The 25,379-nt window shown below is 67.1% G+C and carries 21 protein-coding genes and 1 pseudogene; 11 read left to right on the top strand and 11 right to left on the bottom strand.

Features of this window, described 5'->3' with window-relative positions:
* Position 1: 1 nt before the first annotated feature.
* The gene (locus DEJ27_RS17140) at positions 2-928 is read left to right on the top strand and encodes an aldo/keto reductase (RefSeq protein ID WP_111091530.1); all 927 of its coding nucleotides are present in this window, start codon (positions 2-4) and stop codon (positions 926-928) included.
* 559 nt (positions 929-1,487) lie between these two features.
* Here DEJ27_RS17140 and DEJ27_RS17135 read toward each other — a convergent pair.
* The gene (locus tag DEJ27_RS17135; RefSeq protein WP_146244720.1) at positions 1,488-2,435 is read right to left on the bottom strand and encodes a helix-turn-helix domain-containing protein; all 948 of its coding nucleotides are present in this window, start codon (positions 2,433-2,435) and stop codon (positions 1,488-1,490) included.
* A 226-nt stretch (positions 2,436-2,661) separates the two neighbouring features.
* Between DEJ27_RS17135 and DEJ27_RS17130 the strand changes: the two genes are divergently transcribed.
* Positions 2,662-2,874 carry a hypothetical protein gene (locus DEJ27_RS17130; protein ID WP_111091528.1) on the top strand — a complete coding sequence of 71 codons (213 nt, stop codon included), beginning with the start codon at positions 2,662-2,664 and terminating at the stop codon, positions 2,872-2,874.
* Positions 2,875-3,355: 481 nt separating this feature from the next.
* Positions 3,356-4,357, top strand: coding sequence for a GAF and ANTAR domain-containing protein (locus DEJ27_RS17125; protein ID WP_111091527.1), 1,002 nt, complete (start codon positions 3,356-3,358; stop codon positions 4,355-4,357).
* Positions 4,358-4,404: 47 nt separating this feature from the next.
* Here DEJ27_RS17125 and DEJ27_RS17120 read toward each other — a convergent pair whose 3' ends face one another.
* Entirely contained in the window at positions 4,405-4,617 is a 213-nt protein-coding gene (locus tag DEJ27_RS17120; protein ID WP_111091526.1) for a hypothetical protein, read from the bottom strand.
* 640 nt (positions 4,618-5,257) lie between these two features.
* On the opposite strand from DEJ27_RS17120, the gene DEJ27_RS17895 reads away from it, so the two are divergent.
* Positions 5,258-5,401, top strand: coding sequence for a hypothetical protein (locus tag DEJ27_RS17895; RefSeq protein ID WP_181430191.1), 144 nt, complete (start codon positions 5,258-5,260; stop codon positions 5,399-5,401).
* A 7-nt stretch (positions 5,402-5,408) separates the two neighbouring features.
* Here DEJ27_RS17895 and DEJ27_RS17115 read toward each other — a convergent pair whose 3' ends face one another.
* Complete coding sequence (locus DEJ27_RS17115; RefSeq protein ID WP_111091525.1) at positions 5,409-6,143, bottom strand: GAF and ANTAR domain-containing protein; 735 nt, start codon at positions 6,141-6,143, stop codon at positions 5,409-5,411.
* A 180-nt stretch (positions 6,144-6,323) separates the two neighbouring features.
* Here DEJ27_RS17115 and DEJ27_RS17110 point away from each other — a divergent pair, with 180 nt between their 5' ends.
* Entirely contained in the window at positions 6,324-7,010 is a 687-nt protein-coding gene (locus DEJ27_RS17110; protein WP_111091524.1) for a GAF domain-containing protein, read from the top strand.
* A 156-nt stretch (positions 7,011-7,166) separates the two neighbouring features.
* On the opposite strand, the gene DEJ27_RS17105 is transcribed toward DEJ27_RS17110, so the two are convergent.
* Positions 7,167-8,081 carry a RelA/SpoT domain-containing protein gene (locus DEJ27_RS17105; RefSeq protein ID WP_258370400.1) on the bottom strand — a complete coding sequence of 305 codons (915 nt, stop codon included), beginning with the start codon at positions 8,079-8,081 and terminating at the stop codon, positions 7,167-7,169.
* 980 nt (positions 8,082-9,061) lie between these two features.
* On the opposite strand from DEJ27_RS17105, the gene DEJ27_RS17890 reads away from it, so the two are divergent.
* Positions 9,062-9,529, top strand: a complete 468-nt coding sequence (locus tag DEJ27_RS17890; RefSeq protein ID WP_181430190.1) for a TIGR02391 family protein — start codon at positions 9,062-9,064, stop codon at positions 9,527-9,529.
* 538 nt (positions 9,530-10,067) lie between these two features.
* The gene (locus DEJ27_RS17090) at positions 10,068-10,508 is read left to right on the top strand and encodes a DUF488 family protein (protein ID WP_220035405.1); all 441 of its coding nucleotides are present in this window, start codon (positions 10,068-10,070) and stop codon (positions 10,506-10,508) included.
* On the opposite strand, the gene DEJ27_RS17085 is transcribed toward DEJ27_RS17090, so the two are convergent.
* The 5 genes from DEJ27_RS17085 to DEJ27_RS17065 form a co-directional block, all read right to left on the bottom strand.
* Positions 10,505-11,338, bottom strand: a complete 834-nt coding sequence (locus DEJ27_RS17085) for a hypothetical protein (protein ID WP_181430189.1) — start codon at positions 11,336-11,338, stop codon at positions 10,505-10,507. The two genes, DEJ27_RS17090 and DEJ27_RS17085, sit on opposite strands and share 4 nt — an antisense overlap.
* A 961-nt stretch (positions 11,339-12,299) precedes the next feature.
* Complete coding sequence (locus tag DEJ27_RS17080; protein WP_111091519.1) at positions 12,300-13,448, bottom strand: plasmid recombination protein; 1,149 nt, start codon at positions 13,446-13,448, stop codon at positions 12,300-12,302.
* 481 nt (positions 13,449-13,929) lie between these two features.
* Positions 13,930-15,369, bottom strand: coding sequence for a phage/plasmid primase, P4 family (locus DEJ27_RS17075; protein WP_111091518.1), 1,440 nt, complete (start codon positions 15,367-15,369; stop codon positions 13,930-13,932).
* Between the two features lie 564 nt (positions 15,370-15,933).
* Entirely contained in the window at positions 15,934-16,254 is a 321-nt protein-coding gene (locus DEJ27_RS17070) for a helix-turn-helix domain-containing protein (protein WP_181430188.1), read from the bottom strand.
* Between the two features lie 451 nt (positions 16,255-16,705).
* Positions 16,706-18,238 (bottom strand): recombinase family protein, encoded by a 1,533-nt coding sequence (locus DEJ27_RS17065; RefSeq protein WP_111091516.1) that lies wholly within the window; start codon positions 18,236-18,238, stop codon positions 16,706-16,708.
* An 11-nt stretch (positions 18,239-18,249) separates the two neighbouring features.
* On the opposite strand from DEJ27_RS17065, the pseudogene DEJ27_RS18155 reads away from it, so the two are divergent.
* Both DEJ27_RS18155 and holA read left to right on the top strand, forming a co-directional pair.
* Positions 18,250-19,305, top strand: a pseudogene (locus DEJ27_RS18155) (ComEC/Rec2 family competence protein); the annotation flags it as partial.
* 616 nt (positions 19,306-19,921) lie between these two features.
* Positions 19,922-20,941: a DNA polymerase III subunit delta gene (gene holA, locus DEJ27_RS17055; RefSeq protein WP_027465301.1), complete on the top strand. Its 1,020-nt coding sequence runs from the start codon at positions 19,922-19,924 to the stop codon at positions 20,939-20,941.
* 184 nt (positions 20,942-21,125) lie between these two features.
* Here holA and rpsT read toward each other — a convergent pair whose 3' ends face one another.
* Positions 21,126-21,386, bottom strand: coding sequence for a 30S ribosomal protein S20 (gene rpsT, locus DEJ27_RS17050; RefSeq protein ID WP_017886662.1), 261 nt, complete (start codon positions 21,384-21,386; stop codon positions 21,126-21,128).
* A gap of 222 nt (positions 21,387-21,608) precedes the next feature.
* Between rpsT and DEJ27_RS17045 the strand changes: the two genes are divergently transcribed.
* Together DEJ27_RS17045 and lepA are read left to right on the top strand one after the other, a co-directional pair.
* Positions 21,609-22,775, top strand: a complete 1,167-nt coding sequence (locus DEJ27_RS17045) for a pyridoxal phosphate-dependent aminotransferase (RefSeq protein WP_110860401.1) — start codon at positions 21,609-21,611, stop codon at positions 22,773-22,775.
* Between the two features lie 147 nt (positions 22,776-22,922).
* Positions 22,923-24,770, top strand: a complete 1,848-nt coding sequence (lepA, locus tag DEJ27_RS17040; protein ID WP_110860403.1) for a translation elongation factor 4 — start codon at positions 22,923-22,925, stop codon at positions 24,768-24,770.
* A gap of 90 nt (positions 24,771-24,860) precedes the next feature.
* Here lepA and DEJ27_RS17035 read toward each other — a convergent pair whose 3' ends face one another.
* Positions 24,861-25,358: a hypothetical protein gene (locus DEJ27_RS17035; RefSeq protein ID WP_110860405.1), complete on the bottom strand. Its 498-nt coding sequence runs from the start codon at positions 25,356-25,358 to the stop codon at positions 24,861-24,863.
* Positions 25,359-25,379 lie beyond the last annotated feature (21 nt).

The raw sequence follows: 25,379 nt of genomic DNA, 5'->3' as shown, positions 1-25,379 counted from the left end.
CATGAGCTTCGGCGACCCCGCCAGCGGCCACCTGCAGTGGTCCCTCCCCAAGGACGACGCGCTGCCCTACTTCCGGCAGGCACTCGACCTCGGCATCACCTTCTGGGACACGGCCAACGTCTACTCCTACGGCGACTCCGAGCGCATCGTGGGTGAAGCGATCCGCCAGTTCACCAACCGCGACGAGATCGTCCTGGCAACCAAGGCGCACTTCTCCGACAAGCCCGGCGCCGGCCCGGGCCTGCACGTCGCCGGCCTGTCGCGGAAGGCGATCATGCAGCAGATCGACGCATCGCTGACCCGGCTCGGCACCGACTACGTCGACCTGTACCAGATCCACCGCTTCGACCCCGGTACGCCGATCGAGGAGACGATGGAAGCGCTCCACGACGTCGTCAAGGCCGGGAAGGCTCGCTACATCGGCGCCTCCGCGATGTGGACGTGGCAGTTCGCCAACATGCAGCACGCCGCGGACCTGCATGGCTGGACCCGGTTCGTGTCCATGCAGGACCAGTACTCCCTGCTCTACCGGGAAGAAGAGCGGGAGATGTTCGGCCTGCTCGCCGACCAGGGCGTCGGCAGCATCCCCTACAGCCCCCTCGCCAAGGGCCGCGTCGCCCGCCCCGCCGGTGAGCAGACCAAGCGCTCCTCCGACGACCCAGTCGGTAACAGCTTCTTCGCCGACACCGAACGTGACCGCCCCGTCATCGACGCCGTGCAGCACATCGCCGAAGCCCGGAACGTCCCGATGGCGCAGATCGCGATGGCATGGGTCCTCAACAACCCAGTCGTCAGCGCACCCATCATCGGCGCGACGAAGCCGCACCACCTCGACGACGCTGCCGCAGCGGTCGACATCGACCTCACTGCGGACGAGGTCACTGCACTCGAAGAGCACTACCAGGTGCGCCCCGCCGGCGGCTTCTAAGCGCCCGCAGCCCCACCAAGACGAAGCGGCCCTGCTGCGCGTACGCAGCAGGGCCGCTTCGCGTGTTCCCACGCGTCTCGATAGCCGATCGGCTACTGGGACGATGCATCAGTCCGATCCGCCGGCGGTACATCCGAGCGGCTGAGCACCCGGAAACGATGCCAGCAAATGAACGTTCCTCCGAAGAGCAGGATCGCGAGAAGGACCAGAAAGCCAAGCCCTGACCCTCCCTGCGGAGCGTCACTTGCTGCTCGCACGACTCCGATGACGACGAGGGTGACGGCGACGAGCGGGCAGAGGACAGTCCCGACCGCTGCTTGAAGCCGAAGAAACTGCCGGGTCGTTCGTTCTCCGCGTCCCATAAACACGGAGCGTAGTCCTCGACCTCCGCGGTCCCAGGCTGCACCAGCACCGACGTCTCGATGACCGATGGTCTATCGGACACTCTTGGCTGTGCCGTGGTCGGCTCCGCAAGACGGCTCAGCCGGACGCGTCTGTCGGCGTCACCAGCATGCGAATCCAAGTCCGACCGTTGCAGTCCCGCTCGGTGGGACGGTCCTTACCAGCTGCGGGAGGCCTGCCGAGTTTGCCTGGGCAGCTCGCCGAACTCGTCCCGGTACGCTCCGGCGAATCGTCCGAGGTGGGCAAACCCAGCCCACCGGGCGACCTCCGCGACGCTGAGGTCGTTGTCGGACTCGAGCTGCTCCCGCGCGAGGAGCAGTCGGATGTGTCGCAGGTAGGCCAGCGGTGTGATGCCGTGGTGACGGTTGAACGCGGCCTGCACGCCACGGACGCTCAGCCCGGCCGCCTCGGCAATGTCCGCGACGGTGATCGGTTCCCTGGCGTGCTCGAGGAGGAATGCCTCCGCTCGTGCGAATCGTGTGCCCGCGGTGGCGGGCGGGGCGTGCTGACCGACGCGCCAGTGCGGAATTGCTGTGAGAAGGCCGCCGGCGGCGAACCGGGCCAGTTGCCGTTCGCGCTCCTCGGAGACTTCGTCTGGCCCGGCGAGTACGTCCGCAGCGACGGTGCGGACCATCAGCCACCAGGCGGCCAAGGTCGGGCCCTCCGGCACGTGGTGGGGATGGAACTCGAGCGGTCCCGGGTTCCACTCCCCACGTTGCGCGGCGACTTGTTCCACCGTGGCGCGGTCGATGCGGATGACGTCCTTCTGGAACGACTCGAACCGGACGGGTTGTGGTGCGTTCCGGTACAGCACGGGGCGGCCGATCGGAACCTGCTTCCCGTCGATGGTGCCCCGCCCGGACTTCAACCAGGCCAGAACCATCACGCTGTCCGGCTCGATCGTGCCGCTGACCACCCCCGTGCACGACGCGGTCTCCAGTGACAGCAGCCGGGTGCCACGCACCCGCTCCTCGAACATGAACGCCGCACCGTCCGGGTCAACGTCCACACTCTGTGTGGAGTGCGTGCGAGCGATCGCGTTTGCGGCAACGATTGGGTCCCCGGTGCGGGTCATCCGTTGGGTGCGGCGCATCAGTTCAGGCACAACTCGATCATCACCAGAACTCAGTCACCGCGCACATGGGTTCCGAAAATGGATAACGGGTTCGGAATACGGCTCTCGTGGCTGGAGACGACGAAGCGCCTCCAGCATCGCCGGGAGCGGTGGGCTCAGCGACAGGACAGTTTGTTCGCACATCGTGGGCGCGTACTTTGAGAGATGTCGTCAGCTCGTGGGTCTTCTGCGAAGGCGCCTACAGGAAGCCGCATTCATGGTTCGACCGCAGCACATCGTGTGGCAGGAGGGGCCCGGCACCGCCTGGACAGCCCACGCTGACGGCGTCACCGTCGGCAGCATCCAGCACCACGACCAGTACGAGCTCCACACGACCGACAACCAGGTCCACGGTTCACACAGCACCCTCGGCAACGCGCAAGCACAACTCAGCGCCTGGTACTCCTGGGTCGCCGCGCAGCAGGCCTGACCAGTACGCAAGACGCTGACGCGAGGCGAGCGTTGCCGATCACGTGACCCGAACACGGACCGGCAACGCCCGTCCCGCAGCCTGATCCGCCACGGGTTCCCGCACGATACCCAGGGTCGGGCTGGACGGGCAGTCAGCAGAGTGAGTGCCTGCGCAGCCCGGATCAGCCCACCGCGCGCTCACATCGCACTCACACTCGGTGCCGCCGATGGCGGGAGAACCTCCGGCACGGAATACAACACCTGTCGACGATGGTTCACAAAGCGGTGGGGCGGCTGGTTACCGCCCAAGCGAAAGCGTCCTGAGTCCCTGATCCTCGGACGCACGCGGCTGCCCGCTCTCACCCCAACGAGAGCGGGCAGCTCCCATCTCGTACTTGCGGACGCCCTCGATCATCGGATCCTGCTGACCGGCTGCCGGGGATCTCCCGCGCTCGGACATTGTGCGTGGAGAGTCAGCACGACCGGGGTTTGCTGACGGGATGAAGTACCTGGTCTACGGCAACTCACGAATCATGACCGGCGACGCGATCGCGGACGCGGTCCTTGCCTACTCCGTCGTCCTCGCGCAGAACAGCACCACCGACATCATCAACGTCCCCACCGCTGACGCACACGGTGTTGCCACCACCGTCGGTCTCCTTCTCGGTCCGGTGACCACCGTCATGACCGAGCCCGCCCCAGACGACGAGCTAGAGCCGGAAGACGACGCGTTCGTCGCCGAACTCACCCGACGCACCAACCGGTTCACCCACCACATGAACGCGGCCAAACACCCCGACCGGTTCGACGGGCTCGCGGCAGCCCTCGAGGAGGTGCTCGACCCCACGCTCGACGTCCTCGACGCGATGGACCGTGTGATCGAGCTCTGCGTGCGCTGCACCTCCGCCACCGAAGCCGGCATCGTCCTCGCCGACCGCACCGGGACACTGCACGTCATCGCATCGACCAGTGAACGCAGCAGCGACGCCGAAGAGGCGCAACTCGGAACCAACGAAGGATCGTGCCTGGACTGCTACCGGACCGGTGAGACCATCGACGTCCCGGACGTCTCCACACACGCCTCCGACTGGCCCCAGTTCGTCGAGACAATGCACGCCCGCAACCTCGTCGGCACCTTCGCCGAACCCATCCGGCTGCGACGAGCAACGATCGGGTCGTTGTGCGTCTTCGCCACCCACGACCAGGGCCACGACGACCGTGACGTCGTCTTCATTCAGCTGCTCGCTGACGCAGCCTCCGCCGCCCTCGTCCGGCAACGTGACCACGGACGGCTGCGGACATTGGACGAACAGGTCGAGGACGCCATCGCCGCTCGAGTCACGGTGGAACAAGCCAAGGGCGCCCTCGCACAACGACAGAACATCGCGATCGACGAAGCCTTCCAGCTGCTCCGCAGTGGCGCACGCAGCGCCGGACGAGGACTCCGAGAACTCGCCGACGACGTGATCCACCGCGGCGAACGACTCGACGGCAGTTTCTGACACGCCCTCGTCCACGTGCCTTCGCGTTCAGCGTTCAGGAGAGCGGGTCAGCTGGCTGCGTTCGGGTCCTGCAGAAACGCCTCATATGTCTCGGTATCGTCCTGGGCAGGGACCGGATCCTGGAGGACGTACAGCACCTCGGTTTCAGTACCAACAACCTCACGGAGTCGCGAGACAGCATCGCGCGCCGTTGCTGCCTCCACCCCGGCCACCTGAAGCTCGCCGTCATTGTCCGGGTCGTATCCCGTGTTCCACCGCATCCCATGATTCTTCCGACGCGCTCATGGCCGGAGCAAGTCGGCTGCCCGCGCGGGGAAGATCCAGGAGACGCAGCCCCGCCACCGCGGTGATCGCAGATCGCTACCGTCGGGCGCGGAACGGAGCAAGCAGAGGCATCAGGAGGCAAGCAATCATGAGCAGCTACAAGACCGAGCAGAGCGTGGAACCAGCGCGCATCCCGACGCTGGCACGGGCACGAAAGCAGTGGCGACGCGAAGGCACCGTGCCCAGACAATCCGACAGTGACTTCCTTCGGGACGACACCCCGCAGGCCGTCCAACGGTAGGAAGGTGTGCTCCGAGCCGCTGAATGCCAGGCCGCATCTTCGCGTCTTGCCCGAATGGGGGCCGGCTAAGGCTTGTCCGCCAAAAAGAGGACCGGTAGATTCGTTGTGAGCGAGCCACACCCGGTCGTGCTTCCTGAGCACGCAGGCCCGCACCGAGCATCGACGCTCCGACCCTGGAGCCGTTCCCCCTGACGCTCGGGTCGGGGCGCGATTGCCCGGCAGACACCGTTTGAACGTTCCGCGCTGAGCGGTCCGGGCTCGCTTCGCTGCGTGCACAGTATCCGCGCGGCGTGGGACGGGTTGAGCTGGCTCGTGGCGCATCGTAGATTCCCGGCATGATCGCTGCCGAGCCGCGCGATCCGCAGGACCGGATCGCCCAGGAGCCGTACTGGCTCGATGACTTCTTCGACGAATTCATCAGGTCGTTGGACCCGTCCAGATCGACCTCGACGGCCTCGGGAGACACTGGCCGGCAGTAGGCGCCCCTCAGGCTGTTTCCCTGAGGTCGGCGCCGTGGTGGACGACGTCCTCGGCTCTCGCGCGCATGCCGCCGCCGGCTGTGTGCGCTGCTCGACGTAGAACTTGGAAGGCTTCGTCGATCCGGATGCCGCGTCGGTAGGCCAAGGCCCCCTTCGCTTGCTCGACGAGTACTCGTGCCTGGATTGCGTCGTCGATCTGTTCCTCGAAGGTGCGCAACCGGCCGACATCGCGTTGCCGCACGAGCGCGGCGGATGCCGCGTCGGCGAGCAGCTGGATCAGAACCACGTCGCGGTCGTCGTGCCCGTCGGTGTGGTCGGCGAACAGACACAGCGAACCGATGGTCTCATCGCGTAGGCGGATCGGCTCGGCGAAGGTCCCGCGAAGCCCTCTCTCGTTCATCGTCTCAGCGAACGTCGGCCACACGGTCTCGTGGGTGGTGACGTCGGGCACGTCGATCGTCTTCCCGGTCCGGAAGCAGTCCAAGCACGATCCCTCGTTCGTGCCGAGCTGCGCCTCTTCCGCATCGCTCGTGCGTTCGCTCGTCGAAGCGATGACGTGCAAGGTCCCGGACGCATCGGCCAGGACGATCCCCGCTTCCGTTGCTGAGGTGAGCTCCACGCACGCCGCGATCACGCGGTCCATGGCGTCGAGGACCTCAAGGTCGGGGTTCAGAACATTGCTCAGGCCCGCGGAGAGGCGCTCGAAGCGGTCCTCGCCTCGATGTGCCTCTGACCTGGTCATGGTCGGACTGTACAGCGGGACAGTTCGCGAACCTACCAGCCGTAACGCGTGTGCGGGTCGGGGATGAACGGCGCGTGGGCGAGCGTGCGCGACGTAGCGTCAGGGCATCGCTCGCGTTGCGTGGGGTGTTGCTGGACGTTCCCGTCCGGCCCCCGGTGAGTTGGCGTCAGAGAGCACGTCATGAATGCACCACGATCTACCCTTGTCCCCGCAGCTGCTTCCCTGCCCGGGGCGGAGCTTGCAACCCGGTTCCTCACCCTGGTTCCGGGTGATGGCGCCTCCGTCGCGTCGTACGGTGACCTCGCCGGCAACGAAACGATCTCGGCCACCGACAGCCGCGCTGGCCACATCGACCAGCTTCAGTTCAGTCTCGGCGAAGGCCCCTGCTGGGACGCACTCCACAACAACCGTCCAGTTCTCGAGCCGGACATTCGAGACCACCCGACGGACAGGTGGCCCCTGTTTCTCCCGGCCGCGACTGATGCGGGGGTCGGAGCGTTGTTCGCCGTGCCCCTCCGGTTCGGGCCGTTCCTCCTTGGCGCCGTCGACGTGTACGCACAAAGCTCGCTGCAAGTGCACCCGGTCCAGGCGGAAGCCGCCAGGGTCCTCGCCGGCACCATCAGCCGATGGCTGCTACAACGCGTCATCACCCGCCACAACGACCGCTCCCGGCACCGGTTCCACCAACGAGCTACCCATCAAGCGGCAGGCGTCGTGCTCGCCCAGCTCGCGCTCGCACCCGCCGACGCCTATCTCTTGATCGGGGCACACGCCACCGCCCGGGGCGAGGACATCGCGGATACCGCGAACCTGATCCTCACCGGTCAGCTTCTCATCACCCCCGACGGTGACCTCGCCACCCCCTGACACCGACCTCGTCTCGAAACACTCCTCAGGTTCGTGGTAGGCAATCCCGAGTTCCGAATGCGTCCCGCAAGCAGCACCGCGACTAATGGGCCGTCGCCGACAAGCGCTAGACCTAGCGCCTTGCTCGCCCGGAAGAGGATCGCTCAACGGACGTGTCTACAGGTGCCCACGCAAGAACTCCGTGAACGCGGTGCTGTTTGCGTAGTAGTTGGGATAGGCAGATTCGAGCTGGCCGATCTGCGAAACGTTCACGAGCACAGCATCTAGGTTGTCATCGTCGCGAGCTTCGAGCTCGGCAAGTCGTCGCTCGGCGTCGGCAATTCGCTCGTGGACAGTGACGGTCAGTTCCTGCTCGCGGCGCTTCAGCTCAAGCGTCAGCGCGGACCGGCGGTTGCTGTGTGCGTGTTGGCTCACGATCGCGTTGTATCCCTCGAGCCGGGAGATAGCTCCGACCTTCTTCTCCAACGAGCGCAACTCGGTCTCCAGGGCAGCTAGGGAATCCGTCGCTCCTGGGACCAGCGTCGTCTTCTCCTCCACCGCCATGAGCGAGCTTGCGACTACGAAGAACCGCTCAAGATCTGTGTCGGCGCGGCCGTACTTCAGGCCGCTGCTTGAGAAGAGGTCCATGGTTTCGACGGCGGTAGCCCACGCATGCTGTAGCGCCGTGCGGACTTGCAGCTCGACACGGAGGCCGTGGAATGCCTGCTGGGACGCCCGGTACTCGTAGACCAGGTGCACACCCCGGTAGCCCGAAGTCTTGGGCCCCGGGTCGTCCCTGATGTAGTCGTAGTACCGAACGATTTGGTTCTGAGTCCTCTTCGAACTGCGCAAGGCTTCGACGAGTTCCTCGACCTCTGCCACGGACTCGAAGACCACGCGGCAGCCGCCGAGGTCTTGCATCGTGGTGACGTTCATGTCCGGGTATCGCTCGAGCTTGTCCATGATCGTTGGAAGCCGCTTAAGCCTGCGCGCGACGATCGCGTCCTCTGAGACGGCCAACGCGCGTGCGCGTGCGTTTACGGTCACGGCGAGGAGCGGGTAGCCGTGAGCGCTTCGGAAGTTGCCGACCATTTCGCGCGCTTCTTCGAGCTCTGCAGGAGTGCCGAGACGCTTGCCGATTCTCTCCCCTGCACGCCGAACAGCTTTCTTCGAGTGCAGCGGGGTTACACGAGTAATGCTCGCCATCCTTGCATACAGGTGTCCGTAAGCCGGTCGTTCACCGGTACACGACTGGCGGCGACAACCACGACAACTCGCCCGTGTCCTGCTTGACCTGGGGATTCCCGTATGACTGTCCCGCGAAAATGCCCGGTGAAGGGGCGCTGAACGCAACACCGCTCACGTACCCGAGCACGGGTTGCGGCACTTCCAGTCGGGTGACGCCAGCGCGGGGACCAGCTCGCTGCGCGTCCCGCTCGAGTACGTCCCTGCCGAACGCCGTGTTCACCCCGCCTAGCGACCTAGCACGCACGGCTCGCTGCTCCTGACTCGCCGGGAGACGGCCCCTGACGAAGGCAGCACCGAGGAACGCGCTCCGGCGACAAGTTGTGTGCGAAGGAGACAAGGTATTCGCGCGGCGACACCGGGGCTCCTCGATTCACCCCCCGGCATCAGCTTCCGAGAATGACTATTATCGGAAGTGACCTCGTGCGGGGCTGTACCGCGGTTACCGATCTGTCAGCGATAACGTTGGGCCTGATCGGCCCGCAGGAGTGAGCCAGATGGCGAACAGCGACAACCTGACCGACACCGAGCGGACAATCGAGCTCTCGATTGCGGGGGAGCGCCTCACGCTCGAGGCGCTCCTCGATGCGACGACGAGTGAGGCAGGAATGACTCTTCTCGCCGGTCTCGCTCAGACTCCGGACCAGACGACGGGGTCACACAACGTCGTCGTCCACGCATGGTCTGCGGTCACGGGTGCAGGGGTGCGTGGACCGCGTGCACGGGAGCTGCAGACCCACATCCGCCGCTTCGTCGCAGACGGCTTCGGCTGGGCTCTCGCGCGCGGGCTCGTGGGACCGGTCGATGGCCACCCCGCTCAGGAGTGGATGATCACCACGGAGGGAATCGCGGTCGCCGCATCGAGGTCTAGTTCCCACATCGACGCCACGCTCCAACTCCACGCGCAGCTGCACCCCCTGTTGGATGAGTCCGCCCGACCGAACTTCGAGCGGGGCGACTACGCCACTGCCGTGTTCGCCGCGATGCACCAGGTCGAAGTGGCCGTGCGTGACGCGGCGGGGTTCGAGAACCGACAGCTCGGGGTCCCGATGATGCGTGAGGCCTTCAAGGTCGGCGGGCCGTTGGCGGACGCAGCTGAGGTGACGTCGGAGCAGGAGGCCGTCGCCAACCTGTTCGCGGGGGCGATCGGAGCCTTCAAGAACCCGACGAGCCACCGCACGGTCGAGTTCGACAGCCCCATCGAGGCCGCGAGCATCATTCACCTCGCGGACCTGCTGCTGCGCATCGTCGACCGGGCGAAGGCTCGTCGTGCTGTCAAAGCGTCCGGTGAGTGAGGAAGCGGGGGAGGAGCTCGTCCTCGCCAGCGACACACGCGACGACCTCGTGCCCGAGCTTGCGGCGGACGCGAAAGCGAGCACCGCCCTCCGACCGCAGCGACGCGTGACCGGGAAGGCGATGAATGCGAAGCAGCGCGCGGCCGCCGAGCGCAGCCGCACGGTGGCGCTGCGCCGAGGAGTCACGCAGGGGCCTCGACCATCGGCGCCGGCGAAGAGCGCTGAGGAGTTCGCGCTCCGGGCGCTGTCCGAGAGCACCATCCGGGCGTACCGGAGCGACCTCCGCCGGCGGCGCCGCGCCTCAACAAGAACCTCGACGTAACGGTTAGCATCTGTGACATGCTCCGGCGGGACGCCTAACGTTGCACGAGTCGTCGGCGTCCCATGTCAGCGCGGCTAGCGAGATTCGCGCTCGACTGGCACCAGGCGCACGTGCATCGCGGGCGGGCAGCGGTTTACCGCACGGAGCGACTCGCGGTACTGCAGTTCGCGGTGCCGGGTTGCAGCACTTCGGCTGCGCCAACGGAAGGGACACTCTGTGAGCATCTCCGGCATCGGATACGAGGGCATGACCCTGGAGACCTTCATCTCAAAGCTACGGATCCGCGGCATTCGAGTGCTCGTCGACGTCCGCCTCAACGCAATCTCGCGCAAACGGGGCTTCTCGAAGAGGGCTCTCGCAGAGGCGCTGGGCGAGGCAGGCATCGCCTACGTTCACCTGCCGACGCTCGGGAATCAGCGCGACAACCGCGCCGGGTACGGCGAGCTTGAGTCCGATCTCGCAAACGAGGTTCGCGATCGCTTCCGCAGAGAGTTGCAGTCGGAGGCCGCCCTGAAAGCGCTGCAAGAGGTCGCTGATCTCGCGCAGGCAGACGCCGTAGCGCTGTTTTGCTACGAGCAGGATGAGCAGCATTGTCACCGCCAGCAGGTACTCGAAGGGGTGCAGCTGCTGATGGCACGCGACCTCGTGAAGCTCTAGAACAGGGTCGGCGCGGGAGCCAGTGCGTCGTCCGAGCGCGGCCAGTAGACGCCAAGGATGCTGAACTTGCCGCGGCGAGCAGCAAGCTCGAAGTTCCCCATGTAGAACCCGGCCTGACGCTCGGGAGCAAACATTTGGTCGAGAAACTTGTCGGTAACGCCCGCCTTCACGTTCTCGCCTCGATAGCGAAGACGATTCTGCAGTGACGTGAGCTCCCAATCGAGGATGCGGCCCTGGTGTCCGGAGCAAGCACGGTCCGCGCACCGGTAGCGATAGCGGACCTTGAACTCCGGTTCCCTCAGGAGGCTCGGCACTGAACCGCTCATCGGAATGAGCGCACTCGACTCCTTGTCAATACGCGCCTGCATTTTGCCCAGCTGCTCTAGCGACCACTTCGGGTGCGGCTCGAACTCGAGCCGGTCGACGTCTGCCGGATAGACGAGACCGAGGGAAGGAGCTGACCCGTCAGCTGATGCTGCGCGCATCAGCTCGCAGGTTGTGGTGGGCTCCATTTGCCCAATGACCTCGTGCCGCGGTCTCCACGGTGGAAGGTTCTGAACGACGTTCCACGAGTCCTGAGTCGGTGAGTAGCTTTCGCGCCGCGTGTCGGAGTCCTTGCGCCGTACCTCCAGCTCGATGACGTCATACTTCTTGAACTGTGCGTCGCCGTCTAGCCACCGAAACGCGATTGGATACAGCCGAATCCATCGCGGCACATCCCCGTCTACGCGCACGCCTGCAACGCATGACGTGTCGCCGTAGCTAGTCGAAGGTTGCGGCGTCGCCTTCACAGTAATGAGCACACGTGCTCGTTCGCCCTCCACCCTCATAGCGCGAGCATAATGCCGCCTTTGGACACTGCAGTGGTGAACACGGGAGCGGAATCAGAACGCGCGCCGTTGAGGTGTCCCCTCCGCGAATCAGCCATGTTACGCGTGTCCTCGTTCCCGCCGCTGCTTGACGCGCTTCGTCCTGGCTAACATGCGGGGCACTATACGCACTGTCTCGAACGACGAAGTCCGGGAGATAGTCGCCGTCCTTCCACGCCACCCACGCGGGCCGAGCTGGTAGATGATCTGCCAGGACACGACGTCTTCGGCCGTCCCTCGAGGAGATGTACCTCTGACGAACGTGAGTCGCGCGGATCAATCCACCTGTGTCCGCCAGCACCGTCGTAGATCGACGCTTCGCCCTTGCCAACTCAAGCCGATCGATATTCATCCCCTGCCGCGAGGCCACGTGTGCCGCGGGCGGGGTCCGCTCGGATTGCACGGCCAGCGGCCTCATCGCTGGCGCACTCCCGTGTCGCGCACTCTTATCTCGAGCGGGCGGTGCGCGTCGAGCGGTCCGCTTCCGCACTTCTGGGGCGGAGTTCAGCTGAGGGGGCGTGGGCGGACCGTGCGGTGTCCGTCCGGTGGTCCGTTCCCGCCCTTCTGAGGCGGAGCCCGGCTGCGGGGGCATGAGCGGACCGTGCGGTGTCCGTCCGGTGGTCCGTTCCCGCCCTTCTGAGGCGGAGCCCGGCTGCGGGGGCATGAGCGGACCGTGCGGTGTCCGTCCGGTGGTCCGTTCCCGCCCTTCTGAGGCGGAGCCCGGCTGCGGGGGCATGAGCGGACCGTGCGGTGTCCGTCCGGTGGTCCGTTCCCGCCCTTCTGAGGCGGAGCCCGGCTGCGGGGGCATGAGCGGACCGTGCGGTGTCCGTCCGGTGGTCCGTTCCCGCCCTTCTGAGGCGGAGCCCGGCTGCGGGGGCATGAGCGGACCGTGCGGTGTCCGTCCGGTGGTCCGTTCCCGCCCTCATCGGAATGAGAGCTCCGTCTCGCCGCTCGATGTCGAGAAGTCCCTACCGCGCTCGATTAGGTCCTGGGCCTCGTGCCGCGCCATCTTGGCTCGCTTCATGTCCGCGTCGTAGACCTCACGCAAGCGCTGACCGCCGAACTTCTTCTTGTCGAGCCATCGGTCAACGTCAGGGGGAACCTGCTGGAGCCGGTCGTTTGTTGCTCGTAGGTGTTCTCGTTCTTCATCGGCCCGCACCAGCATCTGCTCCGCTGCGGCGCGCGCAAGCTGGGCGGCGCGGCGATCTTGGGCGAGGGTGAGCTCATCGCGGCGCAAGGCCGCTCTGTCGGCCTCGAGCTGCAGCCGTTCGCTGTCGAGCCCCTCTTCCCTTGCGTCGAGGTTCTTCGATCGGTTCGTGAGGCTGACGAGCATCGTCTCGTAGGCGGCCTTCTCTGCTTCGGCGTCTGCGGTGGCGTCGCGCAACCGATCTGCCTTTGCCTGGAACTCGCTGCTACTGAGGTGCTCGCGTGATCGCTCCGTGACGCGCGCCTCCACGTCGTAGCCGGCCGCCGCCATGTGCTCGCGGAGGTCCTTGTGCTGGCGACGGAGGTCGCCTGGGCCCTTGAAGTAGTCCTTCTGGGACAGGCGCCCATCCGGGGTGACGGGGGTGATCAGGACCTGCAGCTGCGGGTTGTACTCGTCGAGGTGCAGTGAGAAGCCGAGCACGTTCTCCTGCCCGAACTCTTTCGTCGCCCAGTCGAACGAGGCGCCCATGTAGTCGACGGCCTCGCTGTTAGGTCCGTGCGTGCGCCAGTTGGGGTTGAACTCGTCGAACCACTTGGGATCGAGCTGGAGGATGAGGCCGCGAACCAGGATCGCGTCCTTGCGGAAGGGGCGCTTGACGGTCGCGAGACGGCTGTTGAGGTAGGTCTGGAACTCGTTTGACGGCGGCTTCCCGTCGACGGACTTGAGCTTGCGGAAGTCTCCAGCGCCGTCGTTGATCAGGGTGCGGTTGTTGTGCGTCCGCTCCGGAACGATGTTCTTGTTTGCTTGCGGAAAGTGGAAGCCGGCCTGCTGGTCTGCCTCCCGTGCGATGTGACGGAAGAAGCGCTGCGCGTGCCCTCCGCGTCCCACCTTGTGGGACGCGTCGAACGTCATCGTGTAGCTCATGCTTCGCCACCCTCGACGCTGATCGAAGGGTGCACCGACTTCGTCGTCACACCCCTCGATGCCTTCGGCGACTCTCCCGAGGGGCTTCTTCTGCCGCGACTCCGACCACCACCCCGGTGCGCCTTCGGGAGGGTGATGGTCTCCTTCGCGGCAGAAGAAGGTGTAGCCCCATACACTTCGGCGTCGCTGCGCTCGCCAAAGTCCCTGGGGCCCTGCGGGGCGCCGACGCGCAGAGCGCGTCGAGAGCAGCCCTGAGGCTGCGCTACGGACCCGACTCGCTGGTCGCTCGTCGGGCCTACGAGCGCGGCGCAGAGTCCGGCCGCTGTCGCGGTCGTCCTCGCGCCCCGCTCACGGAGCATGAACCGCGCGAGGGCAAAGTCCCTCGCCGGGGGAGCGGGGAAGAGGAGGGCTGCGCGAGCCCCTTTAAGGCGCCGCACTCCTGCCGCGCCCTGGATCGCGCTGAAGTCGTACGACATTCGCTTCACGCCGCCGTCTGATCGATGACGAGACCCACGCGGACGGCACCCTTCTTCATGCGGGTCGCGGTGTAGCCCAGCTTGTCCAGCGCCTCCCCGAACTTCGTCCGGCCAAGCTGGTGCGCGGCGTGAATGCCCTCCTCTGAAGCCCATAGCTGATAGGCGTCCAGAAGAGCAGTGGTCGTGTCTCCAGTGGACGGGTCCTCCACGCAGCGTGCGTCGACGAACCGGCGCACATCGTCCTGGGAGTTCGCGTAAGCCTGGGTCGCGGAGGACACCGAGGTCGGCTCACCAAGACCATTCGCGAGGTAGTCCGCGAGGCCTTCGATGGCCCAGGCGAGGACCGCGTCGCGGTCGAGCCTGAGCTTCGATCCGAGCTCCGGGTCCTGCTTGTCCTTCTCGATGACGACGTTGAACGGAACAACACGCACGCGCGCCCACGTGGCCGGATCGTTCGCGGGAAGCTTCGGCAGGAAGTTCGTGATCATGAGGATGAGGAACGCGGGCGTGAACTGGAACGGGGCGCCGTAGAGCTCGCGGGCGGTGATTTCGTCACCGCCTGTCATGCGCTTCATGAACGCCGCGGAGATGCGGGCGTTCTCCTCGAGTTCGGATGCGACTAGGAGACGGACGCCCCGCAGCTTTGCAAGACCCGGCGTTGCGCTCTGTGCGTTGCCGCCGCGCTGCACTTCGAAGAGGCCGGCCTCCGCCACGGCCGCGTAGTCCCCGAGTGCGTGGGTGCACGCGGTGTAGGCCACTCCCTTGCCGTTACGCCCCTCTCCCGTCGCGATCGGGAAGATGTGCTCTCGCACTTCACCGAGGAGAGCCAGTCCCATCAGTCGCTGGAAGAAGCACTGCACGCCCTTGTCGGGCAGCACCTGATCTAGGAAGCCCTGCCAGGTAGCGGACTGCGCAGGGGCGCCCGGATCGAACGAGGCACGGGTGAGCTTCGTGATGAGGTCCGCGGGATCGTGGGGGCGTATTTGTCTCGTCAGCAGGTCGAGCGTCCCGTTCGGCAGGTTGAGCGTGTGCCGGTCTGCGTCGAGCTGGTCCATGGTCGCGGTCATGCCCGGGAGGCTCGACGCGATTTTCAGTACCCCTGATAGACCACCAGCGCTCTCGCACGACTGGACAAGTGCGAGCAGGTCCTTGCCCTTCTTGGCTAGGAGATCGTCGTGCTCGAACTTGCCCTTCGCGAGCGCATTGGTTGCCTCAACGCGGAGGCGGCGAAGCGTCTTGAGCAGAGCGTCCTGCGTCAGCCCCGTGTCGGTGACCCAACGCATTCCATCGAACGCCATCCATCCGACGTTGCGCACAAAGAGGAACAGTCCGACGTTGTCGAGCGCGAACTCGTAGGCGATCTGAGCCTGGTTGCGGTGCGTGTCGGCGCCGTACCGGAGCTGGGCGAGCAGGGTTGGCCGAGGTATGGTGATGTTGTTGTTCACAGTGATCTTTCTGCTGATTGATCGGCCTCGGCGTCTCTAGCGCCGAGGCCTTCTACTTATGTGGGGGATGCGCACCGCGCTGGAGGCGGCCGGAGGCGCAGCGCGCGGCGTCGCCACGGGATGAGGGCACGGTGGTCCCGACGTGCTTGAATCGCCTGCGGTACGTCTGCAGGGGAAGAGCCCGCGGGGCACTACGGACTGAGCTCAAGAGCGAGCGGTGACGTTGGTGACGTTGCGAAACAGAACTCTTGGCCTAGGAGGCTCAAGAGCTCCGAAGGTGATGAGGAGTGTGGTGTGAAGACGTCATCAACGTCACCGACGCGAGCGCCGGCAGATCTGCTCGATCTGCGCCTTCGCGCGTTCTGTAACATTGCCCGAGCGGTGCTGGAAAGCCGGAGGCTCGACCAACTGGAATTGTGCCTGAGTTGACAGGCCACCGACGGCAGTCGCGACAAAGCGCTGTGCCGCATCTGAAGCTGTCGCAGGCGACCCGACGTCGCTCGCGAGCGTCGCGTGAGACTTCGTGTGGTCTGACGGGCGGCCGCCATTCAGTCCGCAAGCGCGTCATTCGCCGCGGAGCGTCGATGCGAAGGCACTCATGATGATCGCGCGCTGCTCGGCTTTGAAAGGGGGTGCCTTCGCGGCGACCCGCTTGGCCCACTCCTGCAGGCTCTCCTCAGTCGAGTTCATGTCGACTGGTTGGGCGAACTCTTCGAGGTCCTCCGGCTTGATGAAGACGCGGCCCTTGGCCTTGACGGCAGGGAGGCCGCCTTCCTTGATGTGGCGACGTAGCGTCGAGACCCCGTAGCCGCTGCGCTCAGCGGCCTCGGTCAAGGTCAAACCGAATGCTCGCTGGGTGTCAGCGACGGTGGCAATGTTGGTCAATTGTTGCTCCATGACATCTAGAGCACAACGAACGATCAGGTAAAGGAAAAGTCAACCAGTTGATCTGCAACTGGTATCGCACCCTGTGCCTCGCGGCGTCGGGAATTAGATCTTGTGAAGTTGTGCGTTCAACGTTTGTCGAACGGCTGATAGTCAAGCATCGATTTTGAGCTGTGCAGATTTCGTTCGAGGGAATTTTGTGCCCAGTTCGGGGGTGGTCGACCCGTACAAGGGGAGGAGCGAGGAGACGTCGAGGAGCAGGGATGGAGTTCTGTTTCGACGTAGGGCGTGACGGCGGGAGCCTCAGCGGGAAGATCTTCCGCCGCCCGAGCAGGTAGAGGGCCTGCTGCCGGCGACAACCCGCGAGGCGGGCGCCGGGTCCCTACGAGGTCCTCCTCGATGCTTCGCCGCACACAGGCGCCAGGTGAACCCAGCGAGCCCCGACGCGACCTCAGTGCCAGGCCACGACGACTCGATCGCGGTTCACGCCTTGCTTCCCGCGCCAACCCCGGCCAACGGGCTTCACCATCGGTACGAGGACAGCCCGAACGAGTCTTCGCTTCTCCTGCAGCTCCATGTGCTGCCACCGATCGCGGAGGCCGCCGTCAGACACGAGTCTTGCCACCAGCGGATCGAGTGTCGACAACTTACCAAGTCGCTCTCGTGCCGCCTCGATCTGCGGTATGACACGAGCCTCCTGATCGACGATCAGGTCGAAGCGCATCTGGGCGGCGGCCTGCGCGCGAACGCCCTCGAGGTAATCCTCATAGCTCTTGATTTCTGCCAGAAGTGCTTTGCGCTGGAGGTCTGCTTTGTCGTCCTCGTCCTCGCTCGTAGCAAGGAAGTCAGGGCGTTCGAGGCGTTCGAAGAGAATCTCGACCACGACCTCATCGAGCAGCTCTTCGCGCATGCTCACGTGGAACCCCGACTGGCCGGGCGCTCCCGGCCTCTTCGATGCTCCGTCGCAGACGTAGGTCTTGTATGTCTGCCTTGGCAGCGGGTTCCCCTCTAGGTCGGTCTTCTTCTTGCCCGCGTTCTGGCGACCCACGTGAAGTCGGCCGCCGCACACGCCGCAGATCGCGATCCCGGCAAGAAGATGCTGTGCGGGCCAGTCGTTCGTTCGACGGCGCGATGCCGGATACATCACGGCCTGGAGCTTCTGCCACGTGCTGAAGTCGTAGAGCGCTGGCCAGACCGCATCAGCAACGATCTCGCCCTTGTGCTCCCGCTTGCCCGCATAGGCAGCGGTAGTCAGCATCTGCTTGACAGCCGGCGCCGTCCAACCGAGATCGCTGCGATTCTCTACGCGACTCGGACGCCGAGCAGGCAACCCGCGCGTGTTGAAGTCTCGAGCGATCGCCCGGAACGAGTCGCCGCTGAGAATACGGCGGGCTGCTTCGCGGACGACGGGTGCCTGTTCGGGATGCTCCTCAATGCGAAGGAGGCGACGGGTCTGAGGGTCGTACACGCGGACGTATCCATAGAGGTTCTTGCCGTGAGGTGCGCCGCGCTCTGCGGCGGCGCGAACGCTCCGCAGCAGCCGTTCGGACGTTTTGTCCGACTCGTACTCTGCGTCGACGGCGTCCTCGAGGAGACTTCGTCGGTCTCGCGCGTTCTTCGGGTCGTAAAGCCGGCCGTGCGTCGTGACCCAGATCTGCACCCTTCGCTCCTTGCAGAGGTCGACCAGGTCCACCCACTCGCCAACACGTCGGGAGCCGCGGCTCGACTCCCAGATCGCAAGGATGTCCGCGCCGAAGTCGCCGGACTCGAGGTCGTCGATGAGACGCTTGAAGTCCTCGCGTTGCTTCGTCGCGTACCTGCTCGCGCTGCGATCGGTGTCTCGGTATGGCTCGTCAGGGTGCAGGATCCAGCCCTGGCGCACGATCGCAGCGAGGTTCTCATCATGTTGCTGATCTGGGCTTTTCCCCTCGCCAGACCGATCCCGCGACACGCGCAGGTACTCACGAACGCTCAGCTGCGGCATATGACCTTCCCTTGGTAACTGTATCCGGGGCGAACTGCGCCGTGGTGGTCGGACTCGTCGTGGTCCTCGGCCGCGCCTGTGGTCTGGCACGAGGCCTGCGGGCCGCGGCGGCCGTCGCCGTGCTCCTGGTGTTCGTCGTGCTCGTGCGGCCCGACCCCTCGATCGTCCGGGCGACGGTGATGGCGATCGTGGTGCTCGTCGTGCACCTGGCCGGTCGACCGGTGCGGGGCGTACCGCTCATCGCCCTCGCCGCGGTCGGCATGCTCGTGGTCGACCCCTGGTTCGCACGGTCGTTCGCGTTCGCCCTGTCCGTGCTCGCCACGAGCGGGATCGTGGTGCTCGGCCCGCCGCTCACCGAGCTCCTGGCACGTCGTGTGTGGCCGCCGGTCGCCGCCGCACTCGCGATCCCGGTCGCAGCGCAGGTGGCCTGCTGGCCGGTGACGATCCCGCTGTCGGCGGCGCTCCCGACCTACGCGGTGCCGGCGAACCTGCTGGCGGAGCCGTTCGCGCCGGTCGTCACGGTGATCGGGCTCGCCGCGTGTGGCGTCGCTCCGGTGTGGCCGGTGGGTGCGCAGGGGCTCGCGGCCGTCGCGTGGGTCCCGGCCGCCGCCGTCGGGGGCATCGCGCACGGGGCGGCGGCCCTGCCCTACGCCTCGGCACCCTGGCCGGCCGGGGTGCTCGGTGTGGCCGCCGCCGTGCTGGTGTGCGGCTGCATCGCGGTCGCCGTGCTGGTCCGGGGGCGGCTGGGCTCCCGGTTGCTGCTCGCCGCAGGGGTGGTGGTCGTGGTCGGTGTCGCAGCGGTCACCGTCCCGGTGCTCGTCGTCCGGGGATCGGTGCCGGGCGACTGGTCGGTCGCCGCGTGTGACGTCGGGCAGGGGGACGGCGTGCTGCTCCGTGGCGACGATGCCGTCGCGCTGGTGGACACCGGCGACGACGAGGAACGGCTCCGGGCGTGTCTGGACCTGCTGGGGGTCACCCGGATCGACCTGCTCGTCCTGACGCACTTCGACCGTGACCACGTCGGCGCGGTGAACGCTGTGGTCGGCACCGTCGACACCGCGTTGGTCGGACCCGTGGGCCGCGAGTCGGACGAGCGGGTGGTCGACGACCTCCGGCGTGCCGGTGTCGACGTCCGGACGGCGGACGACCGGGTCTCCGGCACCCTCGGGCCGCTCACCTGGCGCGTGGTGTGGCCCCCGGGCGACGACCGTGCCGCCGGCAACGACGCGAGCATCGTGCTGGTCACGGGGCCGGCCGACGGAGACTCATGTGCGGCGTGCCTGACCGGGGTCTTCCTCGGCGACCTGGGGGAGTCGTCGCAACGTCGGCTGCGCAACGCCGGTGGTCTGCCGGCGGGGCCGATCGACGTCGTGAAGGTGGCGCACCACGGCTCCGCGGACCAGGACCCGCAGCTCTACCGAGGGCTCGCTGCGCGGGTCGGACTCATCGGGGTCGGCGCGGACAACACCTACGGGCATCCGACGCCGTCCGCGCTCGGCATGCTCGAGACCGCGGGCACGCTGCCGCTCCGCACCGACGAGCGCGGCACCGTGGTGCTCGCCCGCTCCGGCAGCGACGAGGTGCGGGTGTGGACGGAGCGCTCGTCGTCGGCGGCCGCCCGTAGGATCGTCGGTGCACCACTCGACCCGGCACCGTCCGGGCCGGCACCACCGGAAGGACCACATGGCCGCCAAGAAGCCCGCGCGCGCCGCAGCAAAGATCGACCAGGTGCCCTGGTCGGGGATCCGTCCGGCACCCGTCGTGCTCATCACCGGGCCCGAAGCATTCCTCGCCGACCGTGCCCGCGGTGTGCTGAAGGACCTGCTGCAGGGCGAGGACCCCGCGCTCGAGGTGCACGACCTCGAAGCCGACCAGTACGCCCCCGGGCTCCTCGCCACCCTCGCCAGCCCGTCGCTGTTCGGCGAGCCGCGACTCGTGCAGGTCACGAACGTCGAGAAGTGCACCGACGCCTTCATCACCGAGACGATCTCGTACCTGCAGGCCCCCGCCGACGACGTCACCCTGGTGCTCCGGCACGGGGGTGGCGTGCGCGGCAAGAAGCTCCTCGACACGATCCGCAGCGGTGTCGGCGGCGGGGTCGAGGTGCTGTGCGACGAGCTCAAGCGCGAGACCGACCGCATCGACTTCGTGAACGCCGAGTTCCGCGCCGCACGACGCCGGATCGCGCCCTCCGCCGTCCGGACCCTGGTGACCGCGTTCGCCGACGACCTCGCCGAACTCGCCGCCGCGTGCCGACAGCTCCTGGCGGACGAGGCCGAGGAGATCACCGACAAGGTCGTCGACAAGTACTACGGCGGTCGCGTCGAGACGAACGCGTTCAAGGTCGCCGACATCGCCCTCGCGGGTCGGTCGGCACCGGCGATCGTCGAGCTGCGGCACGCCCTGGCCACCGGCGAGGCACCCGTGCCGATCGTCGCCGCGTTCGCGAGCAAGATCCGCACGATGGCGAAGGTCAGCGCCTTCCGGGGCCCGAGCGGGCAGGCGGCCTCGGCGCTCGGCATGGCGCCGTGGCAGGTGCAGCGCGCGCAGCGTGACGTCGCCGGCTGGAGCGAGTCCGGGCTGGCGAACGCGATCATCAGCATCGCCGAGGCGGACACCGCGGTGAAGGGTGGGTCACGCGACGCGCACTATGCGCTCGAGGTCATGGTCCGCACCATCGCCCGACGCGGCGAGCCCCGCTGAGGCGAGTCGGGTCTCCCGGCCGTCCCGGCCGTCCCGCGTCGTCGAGTGAGCAGAAGACGACGTGTGATCCCCGGTGACCCGTCGTCTTCTGCTCACTCGAGAGCCCACGCAGCCCACACAGCCCACACACGACGAAGGCCCCGCACCAACGGTGCGGGGCCTTCGGACCAGAAGGGTCAGGACGTCAGAGCGACGAGACCTTCTTCGCGATGGCCGACTTGCGGTTCGCGGCCTGGTTCTTGTGGATGACACCCTTGCTCACGGCCTTGTCGAGCTTCTTCGACGCGAGGGCCAGGGCGGCAACGGCCTTGTCCTTGTCACCGGCGGCGACGGCGTCGTTGGCACGACGGATGTGCGTCTTGAGCTCCGACTTGTAGGCCTTGTTGCGCTCGGTGGCCTTGAGGTTGGTCTTGATGCGCTTGATCTGCGACTTGATGTTCGCCATGAATTGCTCCTGCTCGTCTCGTACGGGTGGGCGCGACCGCAGGGTAGAGGGGCCCTTGGTCGCATCGCGTTCCACCCGTGGGCGGGGAACGCGGAAGCCAGCCACCAACACTACCAGGCAAGCGGGCTGCCACCAAAGCACGAAACACCGCCGGATCGGCGGAAGCCCGCGGTCGACCGCGCCGAAACCCCTCGGCAACACGCACCGGATACCGTGACGGACATGCCCTCCCTCGCACCGCGCATCGACACCGTGCCCGCCTCCGGCATCCGGAGGGTCTTCGAGCAGGCGGCCCTGCTGCAGTCGAGCGGCACGGACGTCACGATGCTCGTGATCGGTGAGCCGGACGTCCCGGTGGCGCCGCACATCGGTGAGGCGGCCCGTCGCGCCTGGACCGAGGACCGCACCGGGTACACGCCGAACGGCGGGATCGCGCCCCTCCGCGAAGCCGTCCGCGACAAGCTCCGCCGTGAGAACCGGATCGAGGCCGACCTCGAGCAGATCTGGATGACGATCGGTGCGACCCAGGCGCTCTTCCAGGCGATGACGCTGACCCTGAGCCCGGGTGACGAGGTGCTCGTGCCGGACCCCGGCTACACGACCTTCACGATGAACGCCCAGATCATCGGTGCGACCCCGGTGCCGTACCGGCTGGAGCCGCAGCACGGGTTCGAACCCGACCTGCAGGCCCTCGAGGCGAGCGTCACCGAACGCACCCGGGTACTGATCGTCAACTCGCCGTCGAACCCGCTCGGCTCGGTCTTCGGCGAGGAGACCCTCCGTGCGCTCCTGGCCTTCGCGAAGCGGCACGACCTCTGGGTCATCAGCGACGAGGTCTACGAGTACTTCACCTACGGCACCCGCCACGTGAGCCTGGCGGCGCTCGACGAGGACGACCGCGTGTTCTCGGCGTTCTCATTGAGCAAGACGTACGCCATGACCGGCGTCCGCGTCGGCTACCTCGTCACGCCGAAGGGGCTCGGCGCGACGATGCGGACCACGCAGGAGGCCATGATCAGCTGCGTCGCCGAACCCGACCAGTACGCGGCCCTCGCGGCGATCGTGGGGGACCACTCGGCGGTGCGCGACGCTCGGGAGCACTACCGCGCGAACCTCGAGGTCGCGAAGGCGACGCTCGACGCCGCCGGAATCCGGTACCTCGACCCGCGCGGGGCGTTCTACCTGTGGGTCGACATGTCGCACGCGTCCGACGGGGACATCGCCGAGTGGGCGCTCGGGTTCCTGCAGCGCGAGCGGGTCGCCGTCGCACCGGGCAGCGCCTTCGGACGCACCGGCGAGGGGTGGATCCGCGTGTGCCTCGCAGCCACCGCGGACGACCTCCGGCGCGGCCTGGGTGCCCTGCCGGCTCCGGCGCACGCGACGGTCTGACCGGCGGCCGACGCCCGCCTCGTCGACCGGACCACGGCCCTGGAGGCACGGCCCGCGTCCGTCAGGCACGTGGCGGACGCGCGCCGTGCCTCCAGGGCGGGTGAAGCGTGGGAGACTGTTGCGACCGTCCGACCCACCTGAGGAACCGTGAGCCCACAAGCATCCGCTCCGCTGGAGCCCGCAGCGACCCCGGCAGACGCGATCCGCAACTTCTGCATCATCGCGCACATCGACCACGGCAAGTCGACGCTGGCCGACCGCATGCTCTCGATCACCGGCATCGTGGAGGACCGTGCGATGCGTGCGCAGTACCTCGACCGCATGGACATCGAGCGCGAGCGCGGCATCACGATCAAGTCGCAGGCCGTGCGCATGCCGTGGGAACTCGACGGTGAGACCTTCGCGCTGAACATGATCGACACCCCCGGGCACGTCGACTTCTCGTACGAGGTCTCGCGCTCCCTGGCGGCGTGCGAGGGAGCGATCCTGCTCGTCGACGCCGCCCAGGGCATCGAGGCGCAGACGCTCGCGAACCTGTACCTGGCGCTCGAGAACGACCTCGAGATCATCCCGGTCCTCAACAAGATCGACCTCCCGGCGGCCGAACCGGACAAGTACGCGGCCGAGCTCGCGCAGCTCATCGGTGGCAAGCCGGAGGACGTCCTCCGGGTGTCCGGCAAGACCGGCGTCGGGGTGCCCGAGCTCCTCGACCTGGTGGTCCGTCGCGTGCCGGCCCCCGTCGGCGACGCCGAGGCAGCGCCCCGCGCGATGATCTTCGACTCGGTCTACGACAGCTACCGCGGCGTCGTCACCTACGTCCGCATGATCGACGGCACCATCTCGCCCCGCGAGAAGGTCCAGATGATGTCGACCAAGTCGACGCACGAGATCCTGGAGATCGGGGTCTCGAGCCCGGAGCCGAAGCCCACGAAGGGTCTGTCCGTCGGCGAGGTCGGCTACCTGATCACCGGCGTGAAGGACGTCCGCCAGTCCAAGGTCGGCGACACCGTCACGAGCGCGCAGAAGCCCGCGACCCAGGCGCTGCCCGGCTACACGGACCCGAAGCCGATGGTGTTCTCGGGCCTGTACCCGATCGACGGCAGCGACTACCCGGTGCTCCGCGAAGCGCTCGACAAGCTGAAGCTCTCCGACGCCGCACTGGTCTACGAGCCGGAGACCTCGGTCGCGCTCGGCTTCGGGTTCCGCTGCGGGTTCCTCGGGCTGCTGCACCTCGAGATCATCACCGAGCGGCTGTCCCGCGAGTTCGGTCTCGACCTCATCACGACGGCCCCGAGCGTGATCTACGAGGTCACGACCGAGGACAACTCCGTGACCGAGGTCACGAACCCCTCGGAGTTCCCGACCGGGCGCATCGTCGAGGTCCGCGAGCCGATGGTCCGCGCCGCGATCCTGGCCCCGAAGGACTACGTCGGCGCGATCATGGAGCTGTGCCAGCAGCGCCGCGGCTCCCTGCTCGGCATGGAGTACCTCGGCGAGGACCGCGTCGAGATCCGCTACGAGATGCCCCTCGGCGAGATCGTCTTCGACTTCTTCGACCAGCTGAAGAGCAAGACCCAGGGCTACGCGTCGCTCGACTACGAGCCCACCGGCGACCAGGCCGCCGACCTCGTCAAGGTCGACATCCTGCTGCAGGGGGACCAGGTCGACGCCTTCAGCGCGATCGTGCACCGCGACAAGGCGTACGCCTACGGCACGCTCATGACCGAGCGGCTGCGCAAGCTCATCCCGCGCCAGCAGTTCGAGGTGCCGATCCAGGCTGCCATCGGCGCCCGCATCATCGCCCGCGAGAGCATCCGCGCGATGCGCAAGGACGTCCTGGCGAAGTGCTACGGCGGCGACATCACCCGCAAGCGCAAGCTCCTCGAGAAGCAGAAGGAGGGCAAGAAGCGCATGAAGACCATCGGTCGGGTCGAGGTCCCGCAGGAAGCCTTCATCGCGGCGCTCTCCGGCGACGTCGAAGAGAAGAAGAAGTAGCGCCGGGCGCTCAGCGCGTTTCGCGCTGAGCGACCGCTCACGCACTGCGACCGACGTGATCTGTCGGTGAGCGCGAAAGCTCGGTGCGGGTCAGTCGGTACGGCGGGCGCGAGCACGCAGGGCGGCCAGGCAGAGGGCCGGGAGGCTCGCTGCGGCCAGTCCCGCCAGTGCGGTCCGCAGGATGGCCCAGTGGGCAGCCGCGTCGAAGTCGGTCTGCTCGCCGGAGGCCACCCCGGCGACCACGGCGCCGACGACCATCGCGAGCGTCACGACCGCGAGGACCAGCGGCAGCCGACGACCGCGCTCACGCCGGACCGCCGACACCAGTGCCGCACCGAAGAGCAGCACCCCGGCGCCGGCGCAGCTCGCCCCGACGGCGGCGATGACGTTCGCGGTGTCGAAGCCGTTCCACGCCTCCGGAGCGAGCGCGACGGTGGCGTACCGGGCGGGTGACGCCGCGGCCGACGTGGTCACGTCCACCAGCACCCGGGCGGTCGCCGCCACGCCGAACGCGACGAGCGCGAGCACGGCGAGGACGGCGGTCCGGCGGTCGACGGACCGCGGACGGACGGGGGTGGGGCGGGGCACCTGCTGACGATAGCCCCGGGG

It is taken from the genome of Curtobacterium sp. MCPF17_018 (genome assembly GCF_003234135.1).
Taxonomy (GTDB): domain Bacteria; phylum Actinomycetota; class Actinomycetes; order Actinomycetales; family Microbacteriaceae; genus Curtobacterium; species Curtobacterium flaccumfaciens.
The sequence above is the reverse complement of the archived record's forward strand: the minus strand, read 5'-3'. Positions and strand labels throughout refer to the sequence as shown.